Here is a 24,008-nt window from a genome sequence, read left to right as displayed (position 1 = left end):
GTTCGCGTGGGTCGCCGGGCGTTCTGAAGGTCCGGTCGACCAGGCCTGCAGAGGGCAGGTTGCGTGGCCGTGCTATACGAGTCGCTTTTGATAATCCTCCAGCGCCGGGCAATCGCCTACTGGTGGGGTCGTATCCAGTACGGAACGGGTCGTATCCAGTACGGAACGGGTCGTATCCAGTACTGGCGATGTCGCATATGGATTTTTCCACCCCCTCGGCCGCGTTTTTGCGTCACCAGGCCGCTGGAAAACGGCGTGAAGACGGCAGTACCTCAGGTAAAAACAGCACGGCGCAGCTGGACAAAACTACGTCGGTTGCAGACGGCGAAGGGGTAGGCAAAAGGCCGATGATGCGTGCATTCATGGCGGCTCGCAGCTTCAGCCTAGCAGTTGCCCCGCCCTGCGCATGGCGCGCAGAGACAAGCCCAGCAAGAGGTGATTCGACAATGGCCATCAGCGTGTTCGACCTGTTCAAGATTGGTGTCGGGCCCTCCAGCTCCCACACCGTCGGCCCCATGCGGGCTGGCGCTCTGTTTGTGCAGGGGCTGCGCGAGCGCGGCGAACTGGAGCAGGTAAAACGGGTCGAGGTGCGGCTGTATGGTTCGCTCTCGGCCACCGGCATCGGTCACGGCACCGACAACGCCACCATCATGGGCCTGATGGGCGACTGGCCGGACGCCATCGACCCGACCCAGATCGTCCCTCGCATCGCCGACCTGCGCGAAACCAACACCCTGCTGCTGGCCGGCCGCCTGCCCATCGAGTTTGTCTGGGCCCGCGACATGCTGTTGCTGGACGAGAACCTGCCGTACCACCCCAACGCCATGACCTTGATCGCCGAAGGCGCGCAGGGCGAGCTGCACCGCGACACCTACTACTCGGTGGGCGGTGGCTTTGTGGTCGATGCTGCGCAGGCCGCCAGCGGTGTGCTGGACGCCGACCAGACCGTATTGCCCTACGACTTCAACAGTGCCGCCGAGCTGCTGCAACTGTGCAAGCAAAACGACCTCAGCGTGTCGCAATTGATGATGGCCAACGAGAAGGTCTGGCGCAGCGAGGAAGAGATCCACGCCGGCCTGCAGAAGCTTTGGCAAGCCATGCAGGAGTGCGTCACCAACGGCCTGAAATACGAAGGCACGCTGCCCGGTGGCCTCAACGTACGGCGCCGCGCCGCCAAGCTGCACCGCAGCTTGCAAGAGATCGGCAAGCCCAACGTGATCGGCTCGACCATGAGCGCCATGGAGTGGGTCAACCTGTTCGCCCTGGCGGTCAACGAAGAAAACGCCGCTGGCGGGCGCATGGTCACCGCGCCCACCAACGGCGCTGCGGGCATCATCCCGGCGGTGCTGCACTACTACATGCGCTTCAGTGATGTGGTGGACGAGTCGAACGTGACCGACTTCTTCCTCGGGGCGGCAGCGGTCGGCATCCTGTGCAAGAAGAACGCTTCGATTTCCGGCGCCGAAGTCGGCTGCCAGGGCGAGGTCGGTTCGGCCTGTGCCATGGCGGCGGCAGGCCTTGCGCAAGTGTTGGGGGCGACACCGCCACAACTGGAAAACGCCGCCGAAATCGCTTTGGAACACAACCTTGGCCTGACCTGCGACCCGGTCGGTGGCCTGGTGCAGGTGCCGTGCATCGAGCGCAACGCGATTGCCGCAGTCAAGGCGATCAACGCGGTGCAGATGGCCCTGCGCGGTGACGGCGAACACTTCATTTCCCTCGACCAGGTGATCCGCACCATGCGTGACACCGGCGCCGACATGCACGACAAGTACAAAGAGACCTCACGCGGCGGCCTGGCGGTCAGCGCCATCGAATGCTGATGCGCTAATCACGCGCTGCTGGTCACCACGACGCCCCACTATGGGGCGTTTGTGCATGACCGGCCGTCAGATGTCGCGATGAGTGTGGGCATTGTCGGTGACACTTAAGAGTGTCGTTTCTGGGCAACCCACAAGACACGTGTCACCAAAGTGCTCAGCAGTTACAAGGAGCGCGCCTAGCACGGCGGTTCCAGAAGTTCAGCCAGCCCGCGCCGAAGGCCCTGATTTGCCGAGTAAAGGCGTCGTTTTCAGGTTTTTTCGGATAGCCGTTCAATTTCAGGCACGGCGTTTGCGTTGTGATTGGCAACAAGCCCCTACCTACGAAGAGGGGGCCATAACAAAAAAATCAGTGCCCGCCTGAGGCACACCCTGCATTTGTGTGAGGAGAAATCGCGATGACGTCGTACACCTCCGGGAATCCAACCCAGAACCGCACAACTCCCCAGTCCATCGGGTTTCTTCTACTGGACAACTTCACCCTGATTTCCCTGGCGTCGGCGGTAGAGCCGCTGCGCATGGCCAACCAGCTTTCCGGCCGCGAGCTGTACCGCTGGCACACCCTGACCGTCGATGGCGGCCAGGTCTGGGCCAGTGATGGCCTGCAGATCACCCCCGACGCGGCCATGCACAATGCGCCGCCGATCGACACCGTGATCGTCTGCGGCGGTGTCGGCATTCAGCGCACCGTTACCCGTGAACACGTGACCTGGCTGCAGGCGCAGGCTCGCCAGTCGCGGCGCCTGGGCGCGGTGTGTACCGGCAGCTGGGCGCTGGCCTGTGCCGGGCTGCTCGACGGCTTCGATTGCAGCGTGCACTGGGAATGCCTGGCCGCCATGCAGGAGGCCTACCCACGGGTCAACATGAGCACCCGCCTGTTCACCCTCGACCGCAACCGCTTCACCAGCTCCGGTGGCACCGCGCCGCTGGACATGATGCTGCACCTGATCAGCCGCGATCATGGCCGTGAACTGTCGGCGGCGATCTCCGAGATGTTCGTCTACGAGCGCATTCGCAACGAGCAAGACCACCAGCGCGTGCCGCTCAAGCACATGCTCGGCACCAACCAGCCGAAGCTGCAGGAAATCGTCGCGCTGATGGAGGCCAACCTGGAAGAGCCGATCGACCTCGACGAACTGGCGGTGTATGTGTCGGTGTCGCGGCGCCAGCTCGAGCGCCTGTTCCAGAAGTACCTGCACTGCTCGCCGTCGCGCTATTACCTGAAGCTGCGCCTGATCCGCGCGCGGCAGTTGCTGAAGCAGACGCCGATGTCGATCATCGAAGTGGCCTCGGTGTGTGGCTTCGTCTCTACCCCGCATTTCTCCAAGTGCTACCGCGAGTACTTCGGCATTCCGCCGCGTGATGAGCGCGTGGGCTCCAACACCGCGCAGCAGGTGGCGATGATGCCGATCCCGCAGGCCATGACCCTGTCGCCGCACAGCGGGCCGATGGCGGCCCTGAGCCAGGCACGCAACGAGTCGACGTTCGCCAGCGTAAGGCTGTAAACGCTACGCGCCCGTTTGTAGGAGCAGCCTTGTGCTGCGAAGAGGCCGGTGAAAACAGGTTCGTTATATGAAGCTGTCACCGGCCTCTTCGCAGCACAAGGCTGCTCCTACACGTGAACACCGCCCGTGATCATGTATTGATAATGATTCTCGACTACGGGTAACATCGCCGCCCCCGATACTCCCTGGCATACCACCCCGTGGCGGACGACAAACTGCAGCTGTACTTGGCCCATCGGGCGGCGTTGGTCGATTATGCGCGCCCGATTGTTGGCTGCCGTGCCCGCGCCGAGGATGTGGTCCAGGAAGCCTGGCTGCGTTTCAGTGGGCAGCAGGATGATGCCGACATCCGCCACCCGGCCAGCTACCTCTACCGTATCGTGCGTAACCTGGCCCTGGATCAGACCCGCCGCACCGCCACCGAAAAAGCCCAGCCAGACGGCGACGAAATCCTCGCCGAGCTGCCGTCGAGCAGTGCCTCGCCCGAGCAGGCGGTCAGCCAGCAGAACGAGCTGGACGCCATCAGCCGAGCCCTCGAAGAGCTGCCGCAACGCACCCGCATCGCCTTCGAAATGCACCGCCTAGGGGGCTTCACCTTGCAGCAGGTGGCCAACCACCTGAACGTCTCCGTGAGCTTGGTGCATCAACTGGTGCGCGACGCCATGAGCCATTGCATGGCGCGGCTGGAGGACGACCTTTGACGGGGCAGTTGAAAAAACCAGGCGCTGGCGCGTCCTTTGCTCATCGGGCCGACTCTGTGCGACCCTTCGCGACCCTTCGCGCCCCTCAGCCCCCAGGAGACGTGCCGGACATGACGCCAGCAGACCTCGTATCCAGCCGCCGCGAGCAGGCCCTGGACTGGCTCCTGCGCCTGCAGCAGGCCCCGCAGGATGGGCCGCTGCGTGCCGAGTTCGAGCAATGGTGCGCCAGCGATTCGGCCAACGCCGAGGCCTACCGCAAAGCCGAGCGGGTGTGGCAGCTGACGGGGCAACTGGCCCCTGCTACCACCGCGCAATGGCCGCAAGCTGAGGTACTGCGTCTGCCTGTGCCGCGCACATCTCGGCGCCGCTGGTGGCTGGGCGCTGCGGTCGCTGCCTGCCTGTTGGTGGCGCTGGCGCCTTCCTTGAGCCTGCGGCTGCAGGCCGACTACCGCACGGCCCAGGGCGAAACACGCGACATCACCCTGGCCGATGGCAGCGTGGTGCAGATGGACAGCGACACGGCCATCGCTGTGGACTATGCGGGTGATCACCGTGATGTGCGCCTGCTCACCGGCCAGGCCTTTTTCCAGGTCACCCCCGACAAAGCCAAGCCGTTTCACGTGCGTGCCCAGGCGGTGCAGGTGACGGTGACCGGGACGGCGTTCAACGTCGCACTGCGGCCAGGCAGGGTAGGGGTGGATGTGCAGCACGGGTCGGTGCGGGTCGAGGACAGCGGCGATGGGCATGTGCTGTCCGGTGCGCTGACTGCAGGGCAGCGGCTGCGCTATGACGACGGGCTGGTACAGGTGCACACCTTCGTGCCCGCGCAGGCGGCCGCCTGGCGTCAAGGGCAACTGATTGCCGATGACCAGACGGTGGCCGGACTGGTTGCGGAGCTGGCGCGCTACCTGCCGGGCAAGGTGCTGCTGCGTGACGATGCGCTGGGGGCCAAGCGCGTCACCGGTGTGTATGACCTGCGCAAACCCGAGGCGGCGCTGCGTGCGGTGGTCCGGCCGCATGGCGGAGAGCTGCGTAGCTATGGGCCTTGGTTATTGGTGCTGAGTAAGCCTTGAGATTGCCGGGGGCCGCTTTGCGGCCCCAAAAAACGCGTCACAAAAAAACTAATTTCACAATTTTCTGAAAAATCCCCGCACTGCCCCGTCTTCTTCCCCGCGCGCAATAACTGATACCGATTCGTATTCAATTTTGCAGCCCGGCGATTGCCCGGGGTGGGGATGTGGGATGACTGAAACAACAAGCCGTATGCCTCGCCAAGCGCGGGGGTGGTCGTTGCGCCTGAAGCATTTGGCCCGCAGTACGCTGCTTGGCGCAGGCTGTGTCCTGATCGTGCCTGCAGTGTCGGCAGGTGAGGCCGCCGCCTCTTCGCAATTGGCGCAAGTGCATGCTTTTGCTATCCCGGCGCAGGACCTTGCTGGCGCGTTGATCGCCTTCGGCCAGCAAAGCGGTCTGCAAATGACCGCCGATGCGCAGTTGCTAGAGGGCGCGCAAAGCAATGCCGTGCAGGGGCGTTTCAGCAACGAAGCGGCATTGGCTCGCCTGCTTTCTGGCAGTGGCCTGACCTGGGACTACGACGGTGGTGTGGTAAGCCTGCGCCTCCTGCACAGCGATGCAGATGCCGGCCCTATGGAATTGCATGACACCTTGGTGCTGGGCGATAGCGGCGACAATGGTTACCTGGGTGCCACGGTCATCAGCAATCAGGCCATCCGTGCCTTCCCTGGGGCCAATGGCGATATCACGACCCTGCTGCAGATGCACCCGAGCGTGCAATTTTCCAGCGCGCAAAAAAGCTCCAACACCCCGGGCGAAATCGACCCCGCCGACATCAGCATCAACGGCGCCAAGTTCTACCAGAACAACTTCATGATCGATGGCATTTCGATCAATAACGACTTGGACCCTGGCGCCCATGGCTACAGTGAAAACCGCCAATTCGATGCCGCGCCCAGCAACCCCCACGGCATAGCCCTGGACGCTGACCTGCTGCAGGAAGTGAAGGTCTACGACAGCAACGTCCCAGTCGAATACGGTGGCTTCAATGGCGGCGTGATCGATGCCATCACCCGTCGCCCGAGCAGAGAACTGCACGGCAAGATCTCCTATGCACTGACCCGCTCGGAGTGGACCCGCTACCACATTACCGAAGCCGATCAGGAGAGCTTCGACCACGCCTCTTCCGAGCAGTACCAGCCGGAGTTCGAGAAGACCACGTTGCGAGGCATGCTCGAGGGCCACCTGACCGACAATTTCGGTGCCATCCTGAGCTTTTCCCAGCGCCGCTCGGTGATCCCGCTCAACCGTTACGAAAATGGTTACAGCAGCCCTAATGCCGACAGCAGCGCGGACCAGACCCGCCAGCTCGACAACTACATGCTCAAGACCTATTGGGACGTCAACGAGCGGTTGACGCTGGAAGGCTCGTTCATCCACGCGCCTCAGGAGAACGTGTTTTTCCGGCAGAATTTTCTCGACTCCGATTTCACCAACACCAATGGCGGCTGGCAGGGCTCGCTGAAGGCCGTCTGGGAAGGTGACCAAGCGCGCTGGACGCACACGCTGGCGCTTACCAACCTGTACAGCTCGCGAGAGGCCGACAGCAAGGACACGGTGTTCTGGTATTACTCCGATGAGAAGAACTGGGGCAACCCCACCGGCAATACAGCCCGCAGCGGTGAGGGCTCGTTCGGCAATCTGGACCAGCGTCAGCGCGGTCTTGATTACACGCTCAAGGGCCAATGGCAGACGTTCGATTTCGCCGGTACCAGCCACGCGTTCACGACAGGCCTTGAGTTGTCGCAAAAGCACGCGGAGTGGGAGCGCGAAGCAACCGGGCAGGGCGTGAGCGGGTTTAGCCGCGACGACGAAACCCGCTGCGCAGGCGACGATCCGTGGTGCTCCGTCAGCCCGTTGCTCAACGGGAAAAGCCGCCAGTGGGCGAACCTGCGTACCCAGTACAACGCAGGCAAGCTGGACCTGACCGAAAATGCTTACGCCGTGTTCATCGACGACCAAATGCAGATAGGCAAGCTCAGCCTGCGCCCGGGCGTGCGCTTCGAAGGCGATGACTACATGCAGCAGAAGACCCTTTCACCGCGCTTTGCCGGTGACTACGACTTCTTCGGCGACCGCAGCACGGTGCTGGTTTTCGGCGCCAACCGCTATTACGGCCGCAACCTGTTCAAGTACCGCCTTGCCGATGGCCGCCAGGGCTTCAACACCACCTATACCCGCAGCAGCCAGACCAGTGAGTGGGTCGGTCGGCAAACGCTGAACACCAACCGTTTTTCAGACATGAACATCCCTTACGACGATGAACTGATGCTCGGCCTGGAACAGCGCTGGCTGAACACTGACTTTCGCCTGAAGTACTTACACCGCAAGGGCAAGGACCAGGTGGTGCGGTCCTCGTCGCGGGTGCTTGGCCTTGATCCCCTTGAGGGCTACCAGGCCATTTACTACACCTACGTGAATGCGGGTGCGAGCGAGAGCGACAACCTGTCCCTGACCGTTACGCCCAATCAGCCATTGCGGGTGCTGGGCAGTGTCACCAGCCTGCAACTGGCACTGGATTGGTCGCGCAGCAAGAATGCCTACAGCACCTATGAAGCTGGCTTCAATGACGCCGAATACGCGGATGGTGATGTGCTCTACGACGGCAAACGCATGGCTTACAGCCAACTCCCGGCCAGCGACTTCAACCGCCCTTGGACCGCGCGCCTGACCACCATTACCGAGATCCCGCGCTGGCACCTGAGCATCAGCAACTTCTTTCGTTACCGGGGTGCGTACGACCAGATCATCGACACCGGCCGCACCGCCGATGTGGACGGCGAGGCCCTGGCCGTTTACGACACCGCTTCGGTGGCTGGCGCACCCACCTGGGACATGCGCGTGAAATGGGAAATGCCCACCGCCAGGGAGCAGGCGCTGTTTGTTGCTGTGGACGTGACCAACGTCACTGACAAGGTCAACTCGATCGTCAGTAACAGCAGCACCGTCCGCACCACGTATGAAGTCGGCCGCCAGTACTGGCTGGAAGTCGGCTACCGCTTCTGACCCCATAAAAAACCGTGGACACCCTGATGAAAAAGCTCATTGCGGGCCTGCTCGGCCCGCTGCTGCTCGGCGCCTGCACCGCGCTACCCGAACCTGACTCGCCATTGCCTTGGGATGCCCAGGTCAGCCAAGGCACCCTGGCCAACGGCCTGCAATACCGGCTGGTACGCGAGACCGCCCAGCCTGGCCGGCTCGACCTGCGCCTGACGGTCAATGCCGGTTCCATCGACGAAACCGACGACCAGGTGGGCGTCGCGCACATGGTCGAACACCTGGTGTTCCACAGCCGCGCCGGGCAGTCGGGCAACCTGCGCCAGCGCATGACGGCGTTGGGCTGGGTGCAAGGCCGTCACTTCAATGCGGTGACCAACTACGAACGCACCCAGTTCATGCTCAGCCCGCCGGCCGGCGTGCGCCACGCCCCGCAGGCTCTGCAAGCATTGGCCGACCTGGCGTTCGCCGGCGACTACAGTGCTGCCGACCTTGAGCGCGAACGGCCGATCGTCATCGAGGAGTGGCGGGGCGGCCTGGGTGTGGCCCAGCGCATGAACCAGCAACGCACCGCCTCGCAACGGGTTGGCTCACGTTACCCAGAGCACCGCACCATCGGCAACGAGGCGGCCATCCGCAGTGCCAGCCTGGCCAGCTTGCAGGGCTTTCAGGCGCGCTGGTACCAGGCGCCGAACATGGTGATTTCGGCGGTAGGCGATTTCGAGCCCAAGGCCATGCTGGCGCAGATCGAGCACACCTTCGGCAGGGCCAAAGGTGGTGCCAGCCCGGCTCGCGACTACCGCGACCTGCCGCTGGACAACGCGCTGAAAATCTTCCGCCTGCAAGACCCGCAGTCTGGCAGCAACCAGGTGGCGCTGTTGTTCCGCCTGCATGAACCGGACAGCCGCGGCACCACCCGCGCGGCGCTGCGTGAGCGGTTGATCGACCGCATGGCCTTGGCCGCGCTGCTCGACAGCCTGCGACGCCAGCCGCTGGCGCCCGGGGTGCGCAGCCTGGTGGCACAGAAAACCCTGATCGGCAGCCAGTCGACGGTGCTGGGTATCGCTGCTGGCGTCGAAGGCCAGCAGCACGAACAGGCGCTGCGCCAGCTGCTGACCGAGATCGAGCGCCTGCGTCAGCATGGCTTCAGCGCGCAGGACTACCAAAAACAGCAAGCCCATATTCGCGCCTTGGGCGACAAGACCTTGGCCAACCGCGCGCCACGTACGTTCGAGCAGTGGGTCGAACAGCTCAACAACGCCACCGCGGCAGAAGGCAGCGTGGTCGAGCGTCATGCTGCTGCCCGTCGTTACCTGCAGGTGCTGCCAGGCATCGAGCGGGAAGACCTCAATCACAGGCTGCGGCGTTGGCTTGGCAGTGCCGATCGCGTGTTGCAGTTCAGCGTGCCTGGGCAGTCGCAGGTCGAGTTGCCAAGCGTGGCAGCGGTCGAGGCACTGCGGTTGGAGATTGCCAGCCAGACGCTTTCGCCACCTGTTCAGCAGTCAGCTGAAACCCCGAGCGTAGCCAGTTACAAGCCCGATGCACCGGGCACCGCAGGGCACATTGTCGACCGCAAGGCATTCCCTGCTGAGCACGTCGAACACTGGCGCTTGGGTAACGGCGACCGGCTGGTATGGCTGCGCCGTAACGGCCCAGAGGGCAAGTGGCTGTTACAAGCGGACTCGTCCGCCGGCTACCGCCTCGCCGATGCGCCTGCCTGGCGCTTACAGATGGCTGCCCAACTGGCCGTGCGCAGCGGGCCGGACGGTGCGCAGGCGTGGCGCCAGGCGCAAGGTGCCACCGTCAACCTTGAGCATCAGCCACAGCGCCTGCAGTTGTACCTCAGCACCCGCCCCGAGCAACTTCCGGCCTTGCTGCAGAGCTACCGGCTGAGCCAACAGGCGAGCATCGACGCCACGTTGTTCGACGAGGCGCGCAGCGATCTGCTGCAGCGCTTGCGCAGTCGTCCCGAGGATGTGCGTGCGCGCCAGGAGCGCGAGCAGCGCGTACTCAAGTACGGGGCCGATCATTGGCAAACCCCTGACCAGGCTGCGCTGCAACAGCTCGATCGCAAGCAGTTGCAGGCGGACTGGCAGCGCCTTGCCCGTGCGCCGGTGACTTACTACCTGATGGCCGATGTGCCCGCAGAACAGCTCGAACCGCTGGTGCGCGGCTACCTGGCCAACCTGCCGCGCGGCGTCTCGCCAAACCCGCAAGCCGCGTTGCAGCAACCCGGCCAGCGCCGCAGCGACCTGGCGATCGCGCTCGAGCCCCGCGCTGTGCTGCAGGCCAGCAGCTACCAGCCGCACGCCTGGCAACCGCAGGCCGCCATGCGCGTCGCACTGCTGCGTGAGCTGGCCAACCAGCAGCTCAAACAGCAACTGCGTGGCGAGGCCTCGGGGGTTTATCGCCTGAGCTTCGATGCCCAGCTCGACCCCGATTCGCAGCGCATCGAAAGCACCCTGAGTTTTACCTGCGACCCGGCGCGTGTGGATGAGTTATGGGCACTGGCGCAGCAGACCCTGGCCGAGCTGAAGGTGGATGAGCAGTGGCTGTTGGCCGAGCGTCGCGAGCTGGCGCGCCAGGAGGCCAAACGCCGCGAAGACCCGCAAACCCAATTCAAGCGCTTGATCCTCAGTGAGCGCCACTGGCAGGACCCTCGCTACCTGAGCGAACAGGCGAGGCTGCCCGAGGCACTGACCGTGCCGGCCATGCAGCAACTGGCGCGGCAGTTGTTCCCCGTCGCCAACCAGGTGCAGCTGCGCCTGCTGCCATCGGCTGCCGCGCTGGAGCAGGCGTTGTGAATACCCTGCGCAGGTTCTACCGCCTGAGCCGGCCATTCTGGCAAGCCCGCCAGCAGTGGCTTGCCTGGCTGATGCTGGCGACGATCATCGGGCTTGGCCTGTTGATCGTGCAGATCAACGTGTTGATCAACAGCTGGAGTAAAACCTTCTACGACACGCTGGCGTCTTTCGACACCGCTGGGCTGTACGCGCTGGCCGGTGAGTACGCGCTCTATCTTGGGCTCTACGTGCTGATTTTTGTCGCCCTCGACTACCTGCGCAAAGGGCTGGTACTGCGCTGGCGCCAAGCGATGACCGGGCGTTTGATCGATGCTTGGCTGGGCGACCAGGCGTTCTACCGCCTGGGGCTCAGCGGCGAACCCGACAACCCGGACCAGCGCATCGCCCAGGACGTCGACCTGATGGTGGACCTGAGCATCGAGCTGGTGGCCTCGCTGGTAGTCAATCTGGCCCAGGTCGGCGCGTTCGTGGTGATCCTGTGGAACCTGTCCGGGGTGCAGACCTTCCACCTGTTCGGCGAACCCTTCACCGTGCATGGCTACCTGCTGTGGATCGTGCTGGCCTACACCCTGATCGGCAGTGTCCTGACCCACCTGATCGGCAAACCCTTGCACGCGCTCAACTATGCGCGTGAGCAACGGGAGGCAGACTTTCGCGCGGGCCTGCTGCGCAAGCGCGACCACGCCGAGCAAATTGCCCTGTACCGAGGCGAGGCGGTCGAGCGCCAGCACTTGGCACAGCGCTTCCAAGCTATTGCCGAGAACTGGCGACAACTCATGGGCCGTGAGCGTGACCTGAGCCTGTTCACGGTCGCCTACCAGCGCTTCAGCCTGATCGTGCCGGTATTCGCGGCGCTGCCCGCGTTCATGGCCAAGACCATCACCTTGGGTGGCCTGATGCAGATTCGCAGCGCGTTCAATGCCGTGCACGACTCGCTCAGCTGGTTCATCAAGCTGTACCACAAGCTGGTGCGCTGGAGCGCGGCGCTGGAGCGGCTCGACCAGTTCGAGCAGGCCATCGCCGCCAGCCGCCAGCAGGTGATCAAGGCGCCGCAGGGCCATTGCCTGTGCTTGCAAGGGCTGACGGTATGCCGGCCCGACGGCAGTCATTTGCTCCGCGGCCTCAAGCTGCGCGTCGGCCAGGGGCAGTGGGTGCGGCTTGCCGGGCACAGCGGGTTGGGCAAGTCGACCTTGCTGCGCACCTTGCAGGGGCTGTGGCCCCATTGCACGGGTGATTGGCAATTGCCGCCGGGGCGCAGCCTGTTGTTGCCGCAGCAGCCGTATCTGCCGCAGATGAGCTTGCGTGGCTTGCTGGCTTATCCACAGGTGCGGTCGATAGACGATGTGCAGTTGGTCGATGTGCTGGGCAAGGTGGGGCTGGGCGGGTTGATTGGGCAACTGGACAGGCAGGTGGAGTGGGAACGGGTGCTTTCTGGCGGCGAGCAGCAGCGGGTGAGCCTGGCGCGGGCGCTGTTGTACCGGCCGGATACGTTGTACCTGGATGAGGCGACCAGTCACCTGGATATCGGCAGTGCGCAGCGTTTGCTGGAGATGCTCAAGCGGGAGTTGCCGGGGTGTACTGTTGTGGCGGTGACCCACCAGGAAGGCTTGGCCAAGGTATTCGGGAAAACGGTGGAACTGGAACCTCTGTGAACCAGTGCTGGCCTCTTCGCGGGCAAGCCCGCTCCTACAGGATCGTGCAGTCCTTGTGGGAGCGGGTTTACCCGCGAAGAGGCCGGTGCAGGATTAATCAGTCAGGTGCGCTTGCTGAACTGTGCCAGCGCAGGCAAAAGCTGTTTGTCGATCGCCTGGCGCACCGCCGGCAATATTGTCGCGCTGCCGGTATACATCTGCTCGACCATGCCCTTCAGCGCCTTTGCATTGGGCTCGGTCAGCCCACGCACTACCGCCTCGCAGGCCTGCTCGGCGCTGGCCCCGGCGGGGATGTCGAAACCGCGCGCGCGCAGGTGGCCGGCGAGGTCGTCCTGGTCAATCAAATCCGCATGCATCATGGCTGTTGTCCCTTTTATCGCTAAGCGAGTGCTGCTGTGATTTACGACCGATTCTGTGTCCACCGCGACATGCCCGCAAGGGCAGAATGTCGCAATGGCTGCTTTGGCTAAGAACAGGTCGTTTACGGCTAAATCACCCGGCCCTGAAGTGAGCACACTCAAGCCATCTGCCGCAACGGAGGGTTTGGTCACCCTCGCTCGTGCACAGTGGATGTTGCTCGCTCTTGGCCCCGGATGCTCACGGCTTTCCGGGGTTATTTTTTGCCCATACTTCGCTGTTTTCCATGCCGCTACCTGACATTTCTGCCAGGTGACTAGCCTGCGTGTTACCTGCTCTGCTAGAGGCGATGGACTTCCAGTGGAGCGGGATTATGAAAATATCTGCCTATAGGGCATGGCTCGTCATAGCAGGGTGCGCGTTGCTCGCGGCTTGCTCGTCATCGACACCGCTAGAGAGCGGCACTTCAAGCGCGGTTACGCAACTGTTCACGCTTGAACCCACCCCAGATCGCAGTACGCTGCAGAAAACAGCCACGGGGTATCTGGCGACTCTGTTGGCGAATCCAGCTAACGAGGAAATAACGCTGGTTGAGGCCAATGCGGAGTTGATCAACAACAGCACTCAGCATTTGGCAGTGACATTGCCCGATGGTAAAACAGCCCAATTCAACGTGCGCGACTTTAGTTCTATGGCCGGTGGTTACGAAGGCTGGGTGGGTTATAAAGGTTCAGCGTGGAAGCTGAATAACCCTTCACCTGCTGAGATCGATTTTGACCCTCGCTATTACCTGTCGATCGTGCGCCACGGCACCCAGTTGGTCGGTAACTTGATCGTTGATAACCAGCGCTATCAACTGGAATACCTCGGAGGCAGGCAGCATGCGTTAATAAAGGTTGACAGTTCGAAGTTGCCGCCTGAAGACAGTCAGGGTCCACAGGGGCATGCAAATGAAGTATCGGCGGTCAAGACTAATCTACCGCCGAAATCGGCACACAGTACGATCAGGTTGCTGTTTGTCACTACCAATCAGGCCCGCGCTAACAATCCAAACTACCGTGCTGCGCTGATCCTGGGATTGCGGGATGCCAATCAAATCGCAAAAAATAGCCAGGTCGCTATAACGTATGAATTAGCCGGTTTTATGGACGCTAATCACGATGAGACCGGCAGAGATTTTGTCACGCTTCTCAATGATTTGACGTACCGCATGCCGGAGGTGAAAGTTGTGCGGGATCGGCTGCGCGCTGATCTCGTCTCGATGTTAGTGGCTAATAACGAGCTGTGTGGTGGCGGTAAACCGGGCCCAGAAAAACATTTAGGGTTTTCGGCAATCAATTGCATCTCTTCATTGGCGCACGAGATCGGTCACAACTTCGGTATGTCCCATAGCTGGAACGGTGAAAGTAATACCTACACGCATGGATATCAGTATAAATCTGCGTCGGGCTCCCTCAGGTTCCGCACACAGATGGCTTACGATTGCAGTCCGGCCTGCCCTAGGCAAATGTTCTTCTCCAATCCACGCTTGAGTTATCAAGGGCACGCACTGGGTACGGTAGCGAACCATGATGTTGCTAGAGCGATGAATGAACGCAGAGAAACGGTAGAAAACTTCTATCCTCCCTTTGCTGGAAAGAAACTCTTAAATATCGCACGATTCAAATTAGGGCTTCCAGCCTGCTTGACGGTTACCTCAAGTGGTGCGCTGACTTTTGCGGATTGCGACAGTATGCGTGAAGGTGATTTTTGGTACTGGAGCAACAATGCGCGGACGACAATCCGCGTCCAGCAAGGCGATGCTTCATCATGCCTTCAATGGACGGCAAATGGTGCTGCAGCAGGCATGGGTGCATGCTCAGGTATGAATTCAAGCTTTATTTTTTCTGGTGGCGGGTTGATTAAGTTTTCAGTCTTCGGTATCTCCAACTGCCTGGAAGGTAATGAAAGAAGTGACGGCCCTCTATTCAGCAATTGCTCTGAGAGGGATGATGTTCTATGGATGGCTCTACCCTATTAGGGAGCAGGTGGGGCGGCCGTTCCTGGTTTGGACGTCGCCCCACCCGCATTACCGTGGCAACAGGCCAATGATGCGGCCGACGTAGGCGGGTGGTGGAATGCCGTATTGGAGCTTCGTTAGGCGTTGTATGCACTCGGTGGTCACATCACCGAATGGAGATGCCTTCGATGCTTTCAAGCAGACGTGCAATAACATCTGTTCACTGGCTGCCAAAGGCCCCTCAACATTTTCGCTGTGCAAGCTGTGATAAACATGCAAGCGCTTGTGATCAAAACCGATGATCTGCGTCTGCACCCACACCTCGGTACCCAGCTTCACTTCATGCAGGTAGTTGATGTGCGCCTCCAAGGTGAACAGGGAATGCCCACTTTGCCCGCGGCTGTCGGCATCCAGGCCGATACGCTCCATCAATGCATCGGTGGCATAGCTGAAAATCAGCAGGTAATAAGCATCGCGCAGGTGCCCGTTGTAATCCACCCAGTCCTCCTGGACCGGGGTGCGGTAGGTGATCAGTGCAGGCATTGCAGTCTCCTCAATCGCCAAAGGCCATGCCGTGCTTGGCCTTGCTGGTTTTCACCGCGTCCAGCACTGCCAGCAGGGTGTCATCACGGTAGCGCTCCAGCGCCGCAATGCTGCGATCGCCCAGTTGGTCCGAGGTGCCGTCCACAACATCGTCGATCAGCTTGTCGGTCAACTCGGGGGCTGGCAAGTAGGTCCAGGGCAGTTTCAGCGCCGGGCCGAATTGCGACATGAAGTGGCGCATGCCGGCATCGCCACCGGCCAGGGTATAGGTGAGGAAGGTGCCCATGAACGACCAGCGCAGGCCGGCACCAAAACGGATTGCATCGTCGATCTCGCCGGTGGTCGCCACGCCGTCGTTGACCAGGTGCAGCGCCTCGCGCCACAGCGCTTCGAGCAGGCGGTCGGCAATGAAGCCGGGGACTTCCTTGCGCACATGCAGCGGGCGCATGCCGAGGGCGGTGTAGATGGTTTTTGCCGCGTCGATGGCCTCTGGCGAGGTGCGCTTGCCGCCGACGATTTCGACCAGCGGCAGCAGGTAGACCGGGTTGAAGGGGTGGCCAACCACGCAACGTTCGGGGTGGGTGGATGACTCGTAGAATTCACTGGGCAACAGGCCCGAGGTGCTGGAGCCGATGATCGCATCAGGCTTGGCCGCAGCGCTGATCTTCGCGTGCAGGTCGAGCTTGAGGTCCAGGCGCTCTGGCGCGCTTTCCTGGATGAAGTCGGCGTCCCGCACGCAGGCTTCGATGGTGCTGACGAAGGTCAAACGTTGCGGCGATGCGCCTGGCGCCAGGCCTTGTTTTTCCAGCGCCGGCCAGGCGTTGGCGATGCGCTTGCGCAGGGCCTGCTCGGCGCCGGGGGCTGGGTCCCAGGCGACGACATCCAGGCCGTGGGCGAGGGCGCGAGCGACCCAGCCGCTGCCGATCACGCCACTACCCAGGGCGGCGAAGGTCTTGATCTTGGTGATGAAAGGCATAGCGGTCTCCTGTGGGATCAGCGGCGTTTGAGGTTCATTTTTTCCCGGCCCTCGGCCGGGGTCAGCACGCGGGCGCCGAGGCGGGAGATGATCTCCACGGCGCGCTCGACCAGCTGGCCGTTGCTGGCCAGCACGCCACGGTCCAGGTACAGGTTGTCTTCCAGGCCGACGCGCACGTTGCCGCCCAGCAGCACGGCCTGCGCGGCCATGGGCATCTGCATGCGGCCGATGCCGAAGCCGGCCCAGGTGACGTTAGCGGGCAGGTTGTCGACCATGGCCTTCATGGTGGTGGTGTCGGCCGGCGCGCCCCATGGGATGCCCAGGCACAGCTGGAACAGCGGGTCGTCGAGCAGGCCTTCCTTGATCATCTGCTTGGCGAACCACAGGTGGCCGGTGTCGAAGATTTCCAGCTCGGCTTTTACGCCCAGCTCGGTGATGCGCTTGGCACCGGCGCGCAGTTGGGCCGGGGTGGAGACGTAGATCGAATTGCCGTCGCCGAAGTTGAGGGTGCCGCAGTCGAGGGTGCAGATTTCTGGCAGCAGCGCTTCGACGTGGGCCAGGCGCTCCAGCGGGCCGATCAGGTCGGTGCCTGGGCCGAACTCCAGGGGCGTTTCGCCTGGGCCGATTTCCAGGTCGCCGCCCATGCCGGCGGTGAGGTTGACGATGATGTCCACGTCGGCTTCGCGGATGCGTTCCATGACTTCGCGGTACAGGTTCACGTCGCGGCTGAAGCGGCCGGTTTGCGGGTCGCGGACGTGGCAGTGGACCACGGTGGCGCCGGCTTTGGCGGCTTCGACGGCGGCTTCGGCGATCTGCTGGGGGGTGACTGGGACCAGGTGGCTTTTGGAGGCGGTGTCGCCGGCACCGGTGAGGGCGCAGGTGATGATGACGTCGTGGTTCATGGCGGTTCCTTGTGATGTCGGTTCTGGCCTTTTCGCGGGTAAACCCGCTCCCACAGGGGATCGTGATGTCCCTGGCATGCGCTGTACCTGTGGGAGCGGGTTTACCCGCGAAGAGGCCGGATCAGTTGGCGGTAAGCTTGAGGTTGTCCGCAGCGGGCTTGCCATCGAAGGTGGTCACACCTTCAAGCCAGCGGGCCTTGTCCTCGGGGTGGTCCTTGAGCCACTGGCGGGCCGACTCCAGCGCGTCCTTGTGGTCGAGCAGGGGCTGCATCATGCGGCTCTCGTCCTCGGCGCTGAAATTCAGGTTGGCCAGCAGGCGGTGAGCGTTGGGGCAGCGTTCGGCGTAGTCCGGCGCGGTGACTGTCCACACCGTGGCGCGGCCTTCGTCAGGGCCGAGCGCGTCCTGGCTGTCGCCCAGGTAGGCCATGTCGATGTTCACGTTCATGGGGTGCGGCGCCCAGCCGAAGAACACCACCGCCTCCTTGCGCCGCACGGCACGGTCGACCGCGGCGAGCATGCCGGCCTCGCTGGACTCGACCAGCTGGAATTTGCCCAGGCCGAACTGGTTCTTGGCGATCATCGCCTTGATCTGGGTATTGGCCCCCGAGCCGGGCTCGATGCCGTAGATTTTCCCACCCAGTTCCTTTTCGAACTTGTGAATGTCGGCGAAGGTCTTCAACCCCTTGTCGGCCAAGTACTTTGGCACTGCCAGGGTCGCCCGGGCGTCTTCCAGGCTCGGCTTGTCGAGCACCTTGACCTGCTTGGCGTCGATGAACGGGGTGATGGTCTGGGTCATGATCGGGTTCCAGTAACCCAGGAACATGTCCAGGCGTTTGTCGCGGATGCCGGCAAAGATGATCTGCTGCGAAGCGCTGGTCTGCTTGGTCTGGTAACCCAGGCCGTCGAGCAGTACCTGGGCCATGGCGCTGGTGGCGATGACGTCGGTCCAGTTGACCACGCCCAGGCGCACGTTCTGGCAGGCGGCGGGCTCGGCGGCTAGAAGCGGGGTAGAGACGATGCTGCTCACGGCAAGGGTCAACAGGCTGCGGCGGATCAAGCTGTGCATGGTGGCTCTCCATCGGCAGTGCATATTGTTATGGGGATCGGTCTCTCTGGACCGTGTGAACACGCTACGCTGCTGTCGGGGTGGAAAATCGCACCCTGGCGACCAACACTTGCACCCAGGCGACCACCTTCACTGTGGAGCACAGCAATGCCGCAGATCATTCATTTCCTGTTGTTGCCCGGCTTCTCGGCCATGGGCTTTATCAGTGCCCTGGAGCCGCTGCGTGTGGCCAACCGCTTCAAGGGCCCGTCGTACTGCTGGCAGGTGCTGAGCCTGGATGGCGGCGCGGTGCAGGCCAGCAATGGGATGTCGGTGAACGCCGATGCGGCATTGGGCGCGGGCGAGGCGGGGGGCATTTTGCTGATCGTCGCCGGCTTCGAGCCTTTGGCTTATTATGGGCCGCCGCTGCAGCAGGCGCTGCGCCGTCTCGATCATGACGGGGTGATATTGGGTGGCATCGATACCGGGGCGGTGGTGCTGGCCGAGGCGGGCTTGCTCGACGGCCACCGCGCGACCGTGCACTGGGAGGCGCTTGAAGCGTTCAAGGAAAACTACCCAGGTTTGCAGGCGACCCAAGAGTTGTTCGAAATCGACCGGCGGCGCATCACCTGCGCAGGCGGCACCGCCTCGATCGACCTGATGCTCGACCTGATTGCGCAAGCCCACGGCAGTGAGCTGGCGGTGCAGGTGTCGGAGCAGTTCGTGCTCGGGCGTATCCGCCCGCGACAAGACCACCAGCGCATGCAGATCGCCAGCCGCTATGGCATCAGCAACAAGAAGCTGGTGAAAGTGATTGGCGAGATGGAGCGCAATACCGAACAGCCTTTGAATACCCAAGTGCTGGCCGATGCGGTGCAGGTAACGCGGCGGCAGCTGGAGCGGTTGTTTCGGCTGCACCTGGACGACACGCCCAGCGGGTTTTACCTGCGGCTGCGGTTGGACAAGGCGCGGCAGTTGTTGCGCCAGACCGACATGAGTGTGCTGGAGGTGGGGGTAGCGTGTGGGTTTGAGTCGGCGTCGTACTTTACCCGCTGTTACCGGGCGCGGTATCAGCGGTGCCCGCGGGAGGATCGGCTGGCCAGAGCGGTGTGAAGTAAACCTGTACCGGCCTCTTCGCGGGCAAGCCCGCCCACAGGTACTTAACTGACCTCAGGCTTGACCCGATCCTGTGGGAGCGGGCTTGCCCGCGAAGAGGCCGGTGCAGGTTTACTGCTGCCCGATGGACTGCAGGTACTCCGACCGGTCATCACTGCGCTGCGCCACACAGGTGCCCCACGCCGCCTCGAACGCCTTGCTCCCAGGCTTCTCGGCAAAGGTCTCGACCTTGCAATCGGCATCGCGCAACTGGGCCCAGAGTTTTTCCGCCGCCTCCATGCGCCCCACCAAGGCATTGGCCTGGTCGGCTTCGTCGGCATACTGGTCGCGAATGCGCTGGATCAAGTCATCGTAAGCCGACTTCAGCTCCCGCTCGGCCGTCTGCTTGTTGAAGGCCGCGCACGCGTACGTCTGTTGGTCGGTCTCGACGTTGTCGCACGGGGTGCTTTCTTCCTCGCCGGCCTGGGCGCCCGACACGACGGCCAGCAGTACCAGGCATGCCATTGATTTCATCCTTTATCTCCTCAACAGGCTGACGAATCGCAGGGATTCTCGCTCAGCCGAAGGCAACGCGGTAGCTCCCTGACGAAATGTTCATGAAAGCGAACAAAATGTCGTTATCGAGACTGTCTCTCATCGCCAGATAGCGTCGCAGAGGGCCTGTTGTCGCGCATTGACGCTTTCGGCAAACCCCCTGTCGTTTTTGCATCGGGGCGCCTCGGGGCACAGGCATATGCTGGCCCCAAAGCGCCGGCACAACGTTCGGCGTGACCCAACTCAATAAAAGGGGACAGCCTGATGAGCCCAGCCGAATTACACGCCGACAGCATCGTCATCGACGGTTTGATCATTGCCAAATGGAACCGCGAGCTGTTCGAAGACATGCGCAAAGGCGGCCTGACTGCGGCCAACTGCACGGTGTCGGTCTGGGAAGGGTTCAAGGCCACGGTCGACCAGATCGCCTCCAGCCAGAAGCTGATCCGCGACAACAGCGACCTGGTCATGCCGGTGCGCACCACCGCCGACATCCGCAAGGCGAAAGAACTGGGCAAGACCGGCATCCTCTTCGGCTTCCAGAACGCCCACGCGTTCGAAGACCAGATCGCCTACGTGGACGTGTTCAAGCAGTTGGGCGTGGGCATCGTGCAGATGTGCTACAACACCCAGAACCTGGTCGGCACCGGCTGCTACGAGCGTGACGGCGGCCTGTCGGGCTTCGGCCGCGAGATCGTCGCCGAGATGAACCGCGTCGGCATCATGTGCGACCTGTCCCACGTGGGCTCCAAGACTTCCGAAGAAGTCATCCTCGAATCGAAGAAGCCGGTCTGCTACTCCCACTGCCTGCCGTCGGGGCTCAAGGAGCACCCGCGCAACAAGTCGGACGAAGAGCTGAAATTCATCGCCGACCACGGCGGCTTCGTTGGCGTGACCATGTTTGCGCCGTTCCTGGCCAAGGGCATCGATTCGACCATCGACGACTACGCCGAAGCCATCGAATACACCATGAACATCGTTGGTGAAGACGCCATCGGCATCGGCACCGACTTCACCCAGGGCCACGGCCAGGACTTCTTCGAATACCTGACCCACGACAAGGGCTACGCCCGTCGCCTGACCAACTTCGGCAAGATCATCAACCCGCTGGGCATTCGCACCGTTGGCGAGTTCCCCAACCTCACCGAGACCTTGCTCAAGCGCGGCCACTCCGAGCGTGTGGTGCGCAAGATCATGGGCGAGAACTGGGTAAACGTCCTCAAGGATGTCTGGGGCGAGTAAGCCGCTCTCCAAGCCTGAAAGCCCCTGCCAGCAACGCCGGGGCATCCCAATAAAAAATTTTATGGAGTTGAGTTTCCATGGCCAAGATCGCCCCGCAATTGCCAATCGAAGTCGACAGTGAGACCGGTGTCTGGACCAGCGACGCCTTGCCGATGCTGTACGTGCCACGCCATTTCTTCGTTAACAACCACATCGGTATCGAGGAAGTGCTGGGCGCCGACGCCTATGCCGAGATCCTCTACAAGGCGGGCTACAAGTCGGCCTGGCACTGGTGTGAAAAAGAAGCCGAGTGCCATGGCCTGGAAGGCGTGGCGGTGTTCGAGCATTACATGAAGCGCCTGTCCCAGCGTGGCTGGGGCCTGTTCGAGATCCAGGACATCGACCTGGACAAAGGCACCTGCAGCGTCAAGCTCAAGCACTCCGCCTTCGTCTACGTGTACGGCAAGGTTGGCCGCAAGGTCGACTACATGTTCACCGGCTGGTTCGCCGGCGCAATGGACCAGATTCTCGCTGCCCGTGGCAGCAAGATCCGCACCGTGGCCGAGCAGGTCTATGGCGGGTCGGAAGAAGGCCACGAAGATGGCCTGTTCGTTACAAAGCCGTTGTAAGCCGGAGATAGCGTCATGGCATTCGAAGCAATGTTCCAGCCGATCCAGATCGGCAAACTGACCATCCGCAACCGCGTGCTCAGCACCGCGCACGCCGAGGTCTACGCCACTGACGGCGGCATGACGACCGACCGCTATGTGAAGTACTACGAAGAGAAGGCCAAGGGCGGCATCGGCCTGGCGATCTGCGGCGGCTCGTCCGTGGTCGCCATCGACAGCCCGCAAGAGTGGTGGGCGTCGGTCAACCTGTCGACCGACCGCATCATTCCGCACTTCCAGAACCTGGCCGACGCCATGCACAAGCATGGCGCCAAGATCATGATCCAGATTACCCACATGGGCCGTCGCTCGCGTTGGGACGGCTTCAACTGGCCGACCCTGATGTCGCCGTCGGGTATCCGTGAACCCGTGCACCGCGCCACCTGCAAGACCATCGAGGTGGAAGAGATCTGGCGGGTGATCGGCAACTACGCGCAGGCTGCGCGTCGTGCCAAAGAAGGTGGCCTGGACGGCGTCGAACTGTCGGCCGTGCACCAGCACATGATCGACCAGTTCTGGAGCCCGCGGGTCAACAAGCGTACCGACGAATGGGGCGGTACGTTCGAAGGCCGCATGAAGTTCGGCATGGAAGTGCTCAAGGCTGTGCGCGCCGAGGTCGGCGACGATTTCTGCGTGGGCATGCGTATCTGCGGCGACGAATTCCACCCCGATGGCCTGAGCCACGAGGACATGAAGCAGATCGCCGCGTACTACGACGCGACCGGCATGCTCGACTTCATCGGCGTGGTGGGCTCGGGTTGCGACACCCACAACACCCTGGCCAACGTTATCCCGAACATGAGCTACCCGCCGGAGCCGTTCCTGCACCTGGCGGCCGGCATCAAGGAAGTGGTCAAGGTCCCGGTGCTGCACGCGCAGAACATCAAAGACCCGAACCAGGCTACGCGCATCCTCGAAGGCGGCTATGTCGACATGGTCGGCATGACCCGTGCGCACATGGCTGACCCGCACCTGATCGCCAAGATCAAGATGGGCCAGATCGACCAGATCAAACAGTGCGTCGGTGCCAACTACTGCATCGACCGCCAGTACCAAGGCCTGGATGTACTGTGCATCCAGAACGCCGCAACCTCCCGTGAATACATGGGCGTGCCGCACATCATCGAGAAGACCACCGGTGTCAAACGCAAGGTGGTGGTGGTTGGCGCCGGCCCTGCCGGCATGGAAGCCGCCCGCGTGGCTGCCGAGCGTGGCCACGACGTGACCCTGTTCGAGAAGAAAGACCAGATCGGCGGGCAGATCACCATCGCCGCCAAGGCACCGCAGCGCGACCAGATCGCCGGTATCACCCGCTGGTACCAACTGGAACTGGCACGCCTGAAAGTCGATCTGCGCCTGGGCACCGCTGCCAGCGTGGACGCAATCCAGGACCTGCGCCCAGACGTCATCGTGCTGGCGGTGGGCGGCCATCCGTTCGTCGAGCAGAACGAGCACTGGGGCGCGGCCGAGGGGCTGGTGGTCAGCAGCTGGGACGTGCTCGATGGCAAGGTTGCGCCGGGCAAGAACGTGCTGGTGTACGACACCATCTGCGAGTTCACCGGCATGTCGACGGCGGACTACATTGCCGACAAGGGCAGCCAGGTCGAAATCGTCACCGACGACATCAAGCCAGGCGTGGCCATGGGCGGCACGACCTTCCCGACCTACTACCGCAGCATGTACCCCAAAGAAGTGATCATGACCGGCGACATGATGCTGGAAAAGGTCTACCGCGAAGGCGACAAGCTGGTGGCGGTGCTGGAGAACGAATACACCGGTGCCAAGGAAGAACGCGTGGTCGATCAGGTTGTGATCGAGAACGGCGTGCGCCCTGACGAGGAGCTGTACTACGCGCTGAAGGATGGCTCGCGCAACAAGGGCCAGATCGATGTGGAGGCGCTGTTTGCCATCAAGCCGCAGCCGATCCTCAGCCAGCCGGGCGAGGGCTACCTGCTGTACCGCATCGGCGACTGCGTGGCCCAGCGCAACGTGCATGCGGCGATCTACGACGCCTTGCGCCTGTGCAAGGATTTCTGATCCTGGCGGCATGAACACCGCCCCTATTGGGGCGGGACTGGCCCCCTGTGGGAGCGGGCT

General features: G+C 62.5%; 18 protein-coding genes. 12 read left to right on the top strand and 6 right to left on the bottom strand.

Annotation, left to right across the window (positions count from 1 at the left end; all coding sequences use genetic code 11):
* The first annotated feature begins 446 nt into the window (after positions 1 to 446).
* The 7 genes from AC5PZ0_RS20300 (at position 447) to AC5PZ0_RS20270 (ending at position 12,550) form a co-directional block, all read left to right on the top strand.
* Positions 447 to 1,823: an L-serine ammonia-lyase gene (locus tag AC5PZ0_RS20300; RefSeq protein ID WP_099452656.1), complete on the top strand. Its 1,377-nt coding sequence runs from the start codon at positions 447 to 449 to the stop codon at positions 1,821 to 1,823.
* A gap of 395 nt (positions 1,824 to 2,218) precedes the next feature.
* The gene (gene gbdR, locus AC5PZ0_RS20295) at positions 2,219 to 3,325 is read left to right on the top strand and encodes a choline metabolism transcriptional regulator GbdR (protein WP_493855627.1); all 1,107 of its coding nucleotides are present in this window, start codon (positions 2,219 to 2,221) and stop codon (positions 3,323 to 3,325) included.
* A 200-nt stretch (positions 3,326 to 3,525) separates the two neighbouring features.
* Positions 3,526 to 4,026 (top strand): sigma-70 family RNA polymerase sigma factor, encoded by a 501-nt coding sequence (locus AC5PZ0_RS20290; RefSeq protein ID WP_027594280.1) that lies wholly within the window; start codon positions 3,526 to 3,528, stop codon positions 4,024 to 4,026.
* A gap of 110 nt (positions 4,027 to 4,136) precedes the next feature.
* The gene (locus tag AC5PZ0_RS20285) at positions 4,137 to 5,099 is read left to right on the top strand and encodes a FecR family protein (protein WP_493855626.1); all 963 of its coding nucleotides are present in this window, start codon (positions 4,137 to 4,139) and stop codon (positions 5,097 to 5,099) included.
* Between the two features lie 169 nt (positions 5,100 to 5,268).
* A complete protein-coding gene (locus AC5PZ0_RS20280; protein ID WP_493855625.1) occupies positions 5,269 to 8,103 on the top strand; it encodes a secretin and TonB N-terminal domain-containing protein in 2,835 nt (944 codons plus the stop codon).
* Between the two features lie 26 nt (positions 8,104 to 8,129).
* Positions 8,130 to 10,898 carry a M16 family metallopeptidase gene (locus AC5PZ0_RS20275; protein ID WP_493855624.1) on the top strand — a complete coding sequence of 923 codons (2,769 nt, stop codon included), beginning with the start codon at positions 8,130 to 8,132 and terminating at the stop codon, positions 10,896 to 10,898.
* Complete coding sequence (locus AC5PZ0_RS20270; protein WP_493855623.1) at positions 10,895 to 12,550, top strand: ABC transporter ATP-binding protein/permease; 1,656 nt, start codon at positions 10,895 to 10,897, stop codon at positions 12,548 to 12,550. Before AC5PZ0_RS20275 ends, AC5PZ0_RS20270 begins: the two co-directional genes overlap by 4 nt.
* 101 nt (positions 12,551 to 12,651) lie before the next feature.
* Here the strand turns inward: AC5PZ0_RS20270 and AC5PZ0_RS20265 are convergent, their stop codons facing one another.
* The gene (locus AC5PZ0_RS20265) at positions 12,652 to 12,909 is read right to left on the bottom strand and encodes a hypothetical protein (RefSeq protein ID WP_027594285.1); all 258 of its coding nucleotides are present in this window, start codon (positions 12,907 to 12,909) and stop codon (positions 12,652 to 12,654) included.
* Between the two features lie 371 nt (positions 12,910 to 13,280).
* On the opposite strand from AC5PZ0_RS20265, the gene AC5PZ0_RS20260 reads away from it, so the two are divergent.
* Positions 13,281 to 14,927: a reprolysin-like metallopeptidase gene (locus AC5PZ0_RS20260; RefSeq protein ID WP_493855622.1), complete on the top strand. Its 1,647-nt coding sequence runs from the start codon at positions 13,281 to 13,283 to the stop codon at positions 14,925 to 14,927.
* Positions 14,928 to 14,975: 48 nt separating this feature from the next.
* Here AC5PZ0_RS20260 and AC5PZ0_RS20255 read toward each other — a convergent pair whose 3' ends face one another.
* The 4 genes from AC5PZ0_RS20255 to choX all read right to left on the bottom strand — a co-directional run bounded on the left by AC5PZ0_RS20255 (position 14,976) and on the right by choX (position 18,393).
* Positions 14,976 to 15,449: a thioesterase family protein gene (locus tag AC5PZ0_RS20255; RefSeq protein WP_493855621.1), complete on the bottom strand. Its 474-nt coding sequence runs from the start codon at positions 15,447 to 15,449 to the stop codon at positions 14,976 to 14,978.
* A gap of 10 nt (positions 15,450 to 15,459) precedes the next feature.
* Positions 15,460 to 16,425, bottom strand: coding sequence for an L-carnitine dehydrogenase (locus AC5PZ0_RS20250; protein ID WP_265970132.1), 966 nt, complete (start codon positions 16,423 to 16,425; stop codon positions 15,460 to 15,462).
* Positions 16,426 to 16,442: 17 nt separating this feature from the next.
* Complete coding sequence (gene cdhC / locus AC5PZ0_RS20245; protein ID WP_099428109.1) at positions 16,443 to 17,327, bottom strand: 3-dehydrocarnitine:acetyl-CoA trimethylamine transferase CdhC; 885 nt, start codon at positions 17,325 to 17,327, stop codon at positions 16,443 to 16,445.
* Positions 17,328 to 17,448: 121 nt separating this feature from the next.
* Complete coding sequence (gene choX / locus AC5PZ0_RS20240; protein WP_099428110.1) at positions 17,449 to 18,393, bottom strand: choline ABC transporter substrate-binding protein; 945 nt, start codon at positions 18,391 to 18,393, stop codon at positions 17,449 to 17,451.
* 147 nt (positions 18,394 to 18,540) lie between these two features.
* Here choX and AC5PZ0_RS20235 point away from each other — a divergent pair, with 147 nt between their 5' ends.
* Positions 18,541 to 19,485: a GlxA family transcriptional regulator gene (locus tag AC5PZ0_RS20235; RefSeq protein WP_493855620.1), complete on the top strand. Its 945-nt coding sequence runs from the start codon at positions 18,541 to 18,543 to the stop codon at positions 19,483 to 19,485.
* 114 nt (positions 19,486 to 19,599) lie between these two features.
* On the opposite strand, the gene AC5PZ0_RS20230 is transcribed toward AC5PZ0_RS20235, so the two are convergent.
* Positions 19,600 to 20,001, bottom strand: a complete 402-nt coding sequence (locus AC5PZ0_RS20230) for a lysozyme inhibitor LprI family protein (RefSeq protein WP_027594291.1) — start codon at positions 19,999 to 20,001, stop codon at positions 19,600 to 19,602.
* A 285-nt stretch (positions 20,002 to 20,286) separates the two neighbouring features.
* Between AC5PZ0_RS20230 and AC5PZ0_RS20225 the strand changes: the two genes are divergently transcribed.
* The 3 genes from AC5PZ0_RS20225 (at position 20,287) to dgcA (ending at position 23,948) form a co-directional block, all read left to right on the top strand.
* Complete coding sequence (locus AC5PZ0_RS20225; protein ID WP_027594292.1) at positions 20,287 to 21,264, top strand: dipeptidase; 978 nt, start codon at positions 20,287 to 20,289, stop codon at positions 21,262 to 21,264.
* 77 nt (positions 21,265 to 21,341) lie between these two features.
* Positions 21,342 to 21,872 (top strand): DUF5943 domain-containing protein, encoded by a 531-nt coding sequence (locus AC5PZ0_RS20220; RefSeq protein ID WP_027594293.1) that lies wholly within the window; start codon positions 21,342 to 21,344, stop codon positions 21,870 to 21,872.
* A gap of 15 nt (positions 21,873 to 21,887) precedes the next feature.
* Positions 21,888 to 23,948, top strand: a complete 2,061-nt coding sequence (dgcA, locus tag AC5PZ0_RS20215; RefSeq protein ID WP_027594294.1) for a dimethylglycine demethylation protein DgcA — start codon at positions 21,888 to 21,890, stop codon at positions 23,946 to 23,948.
* Positions 23,949 to 24,008: the final 60 nt, after the last annotated feature.

Source organism: Pseudomonas sp. 5.2 (genome assembly GCF_059025405.1).
The sequence above is the reverse complement of the archived record's forward strand: the minus strand, read 5'-3'. Positions and strand labels throughout refer to the sequence as shown.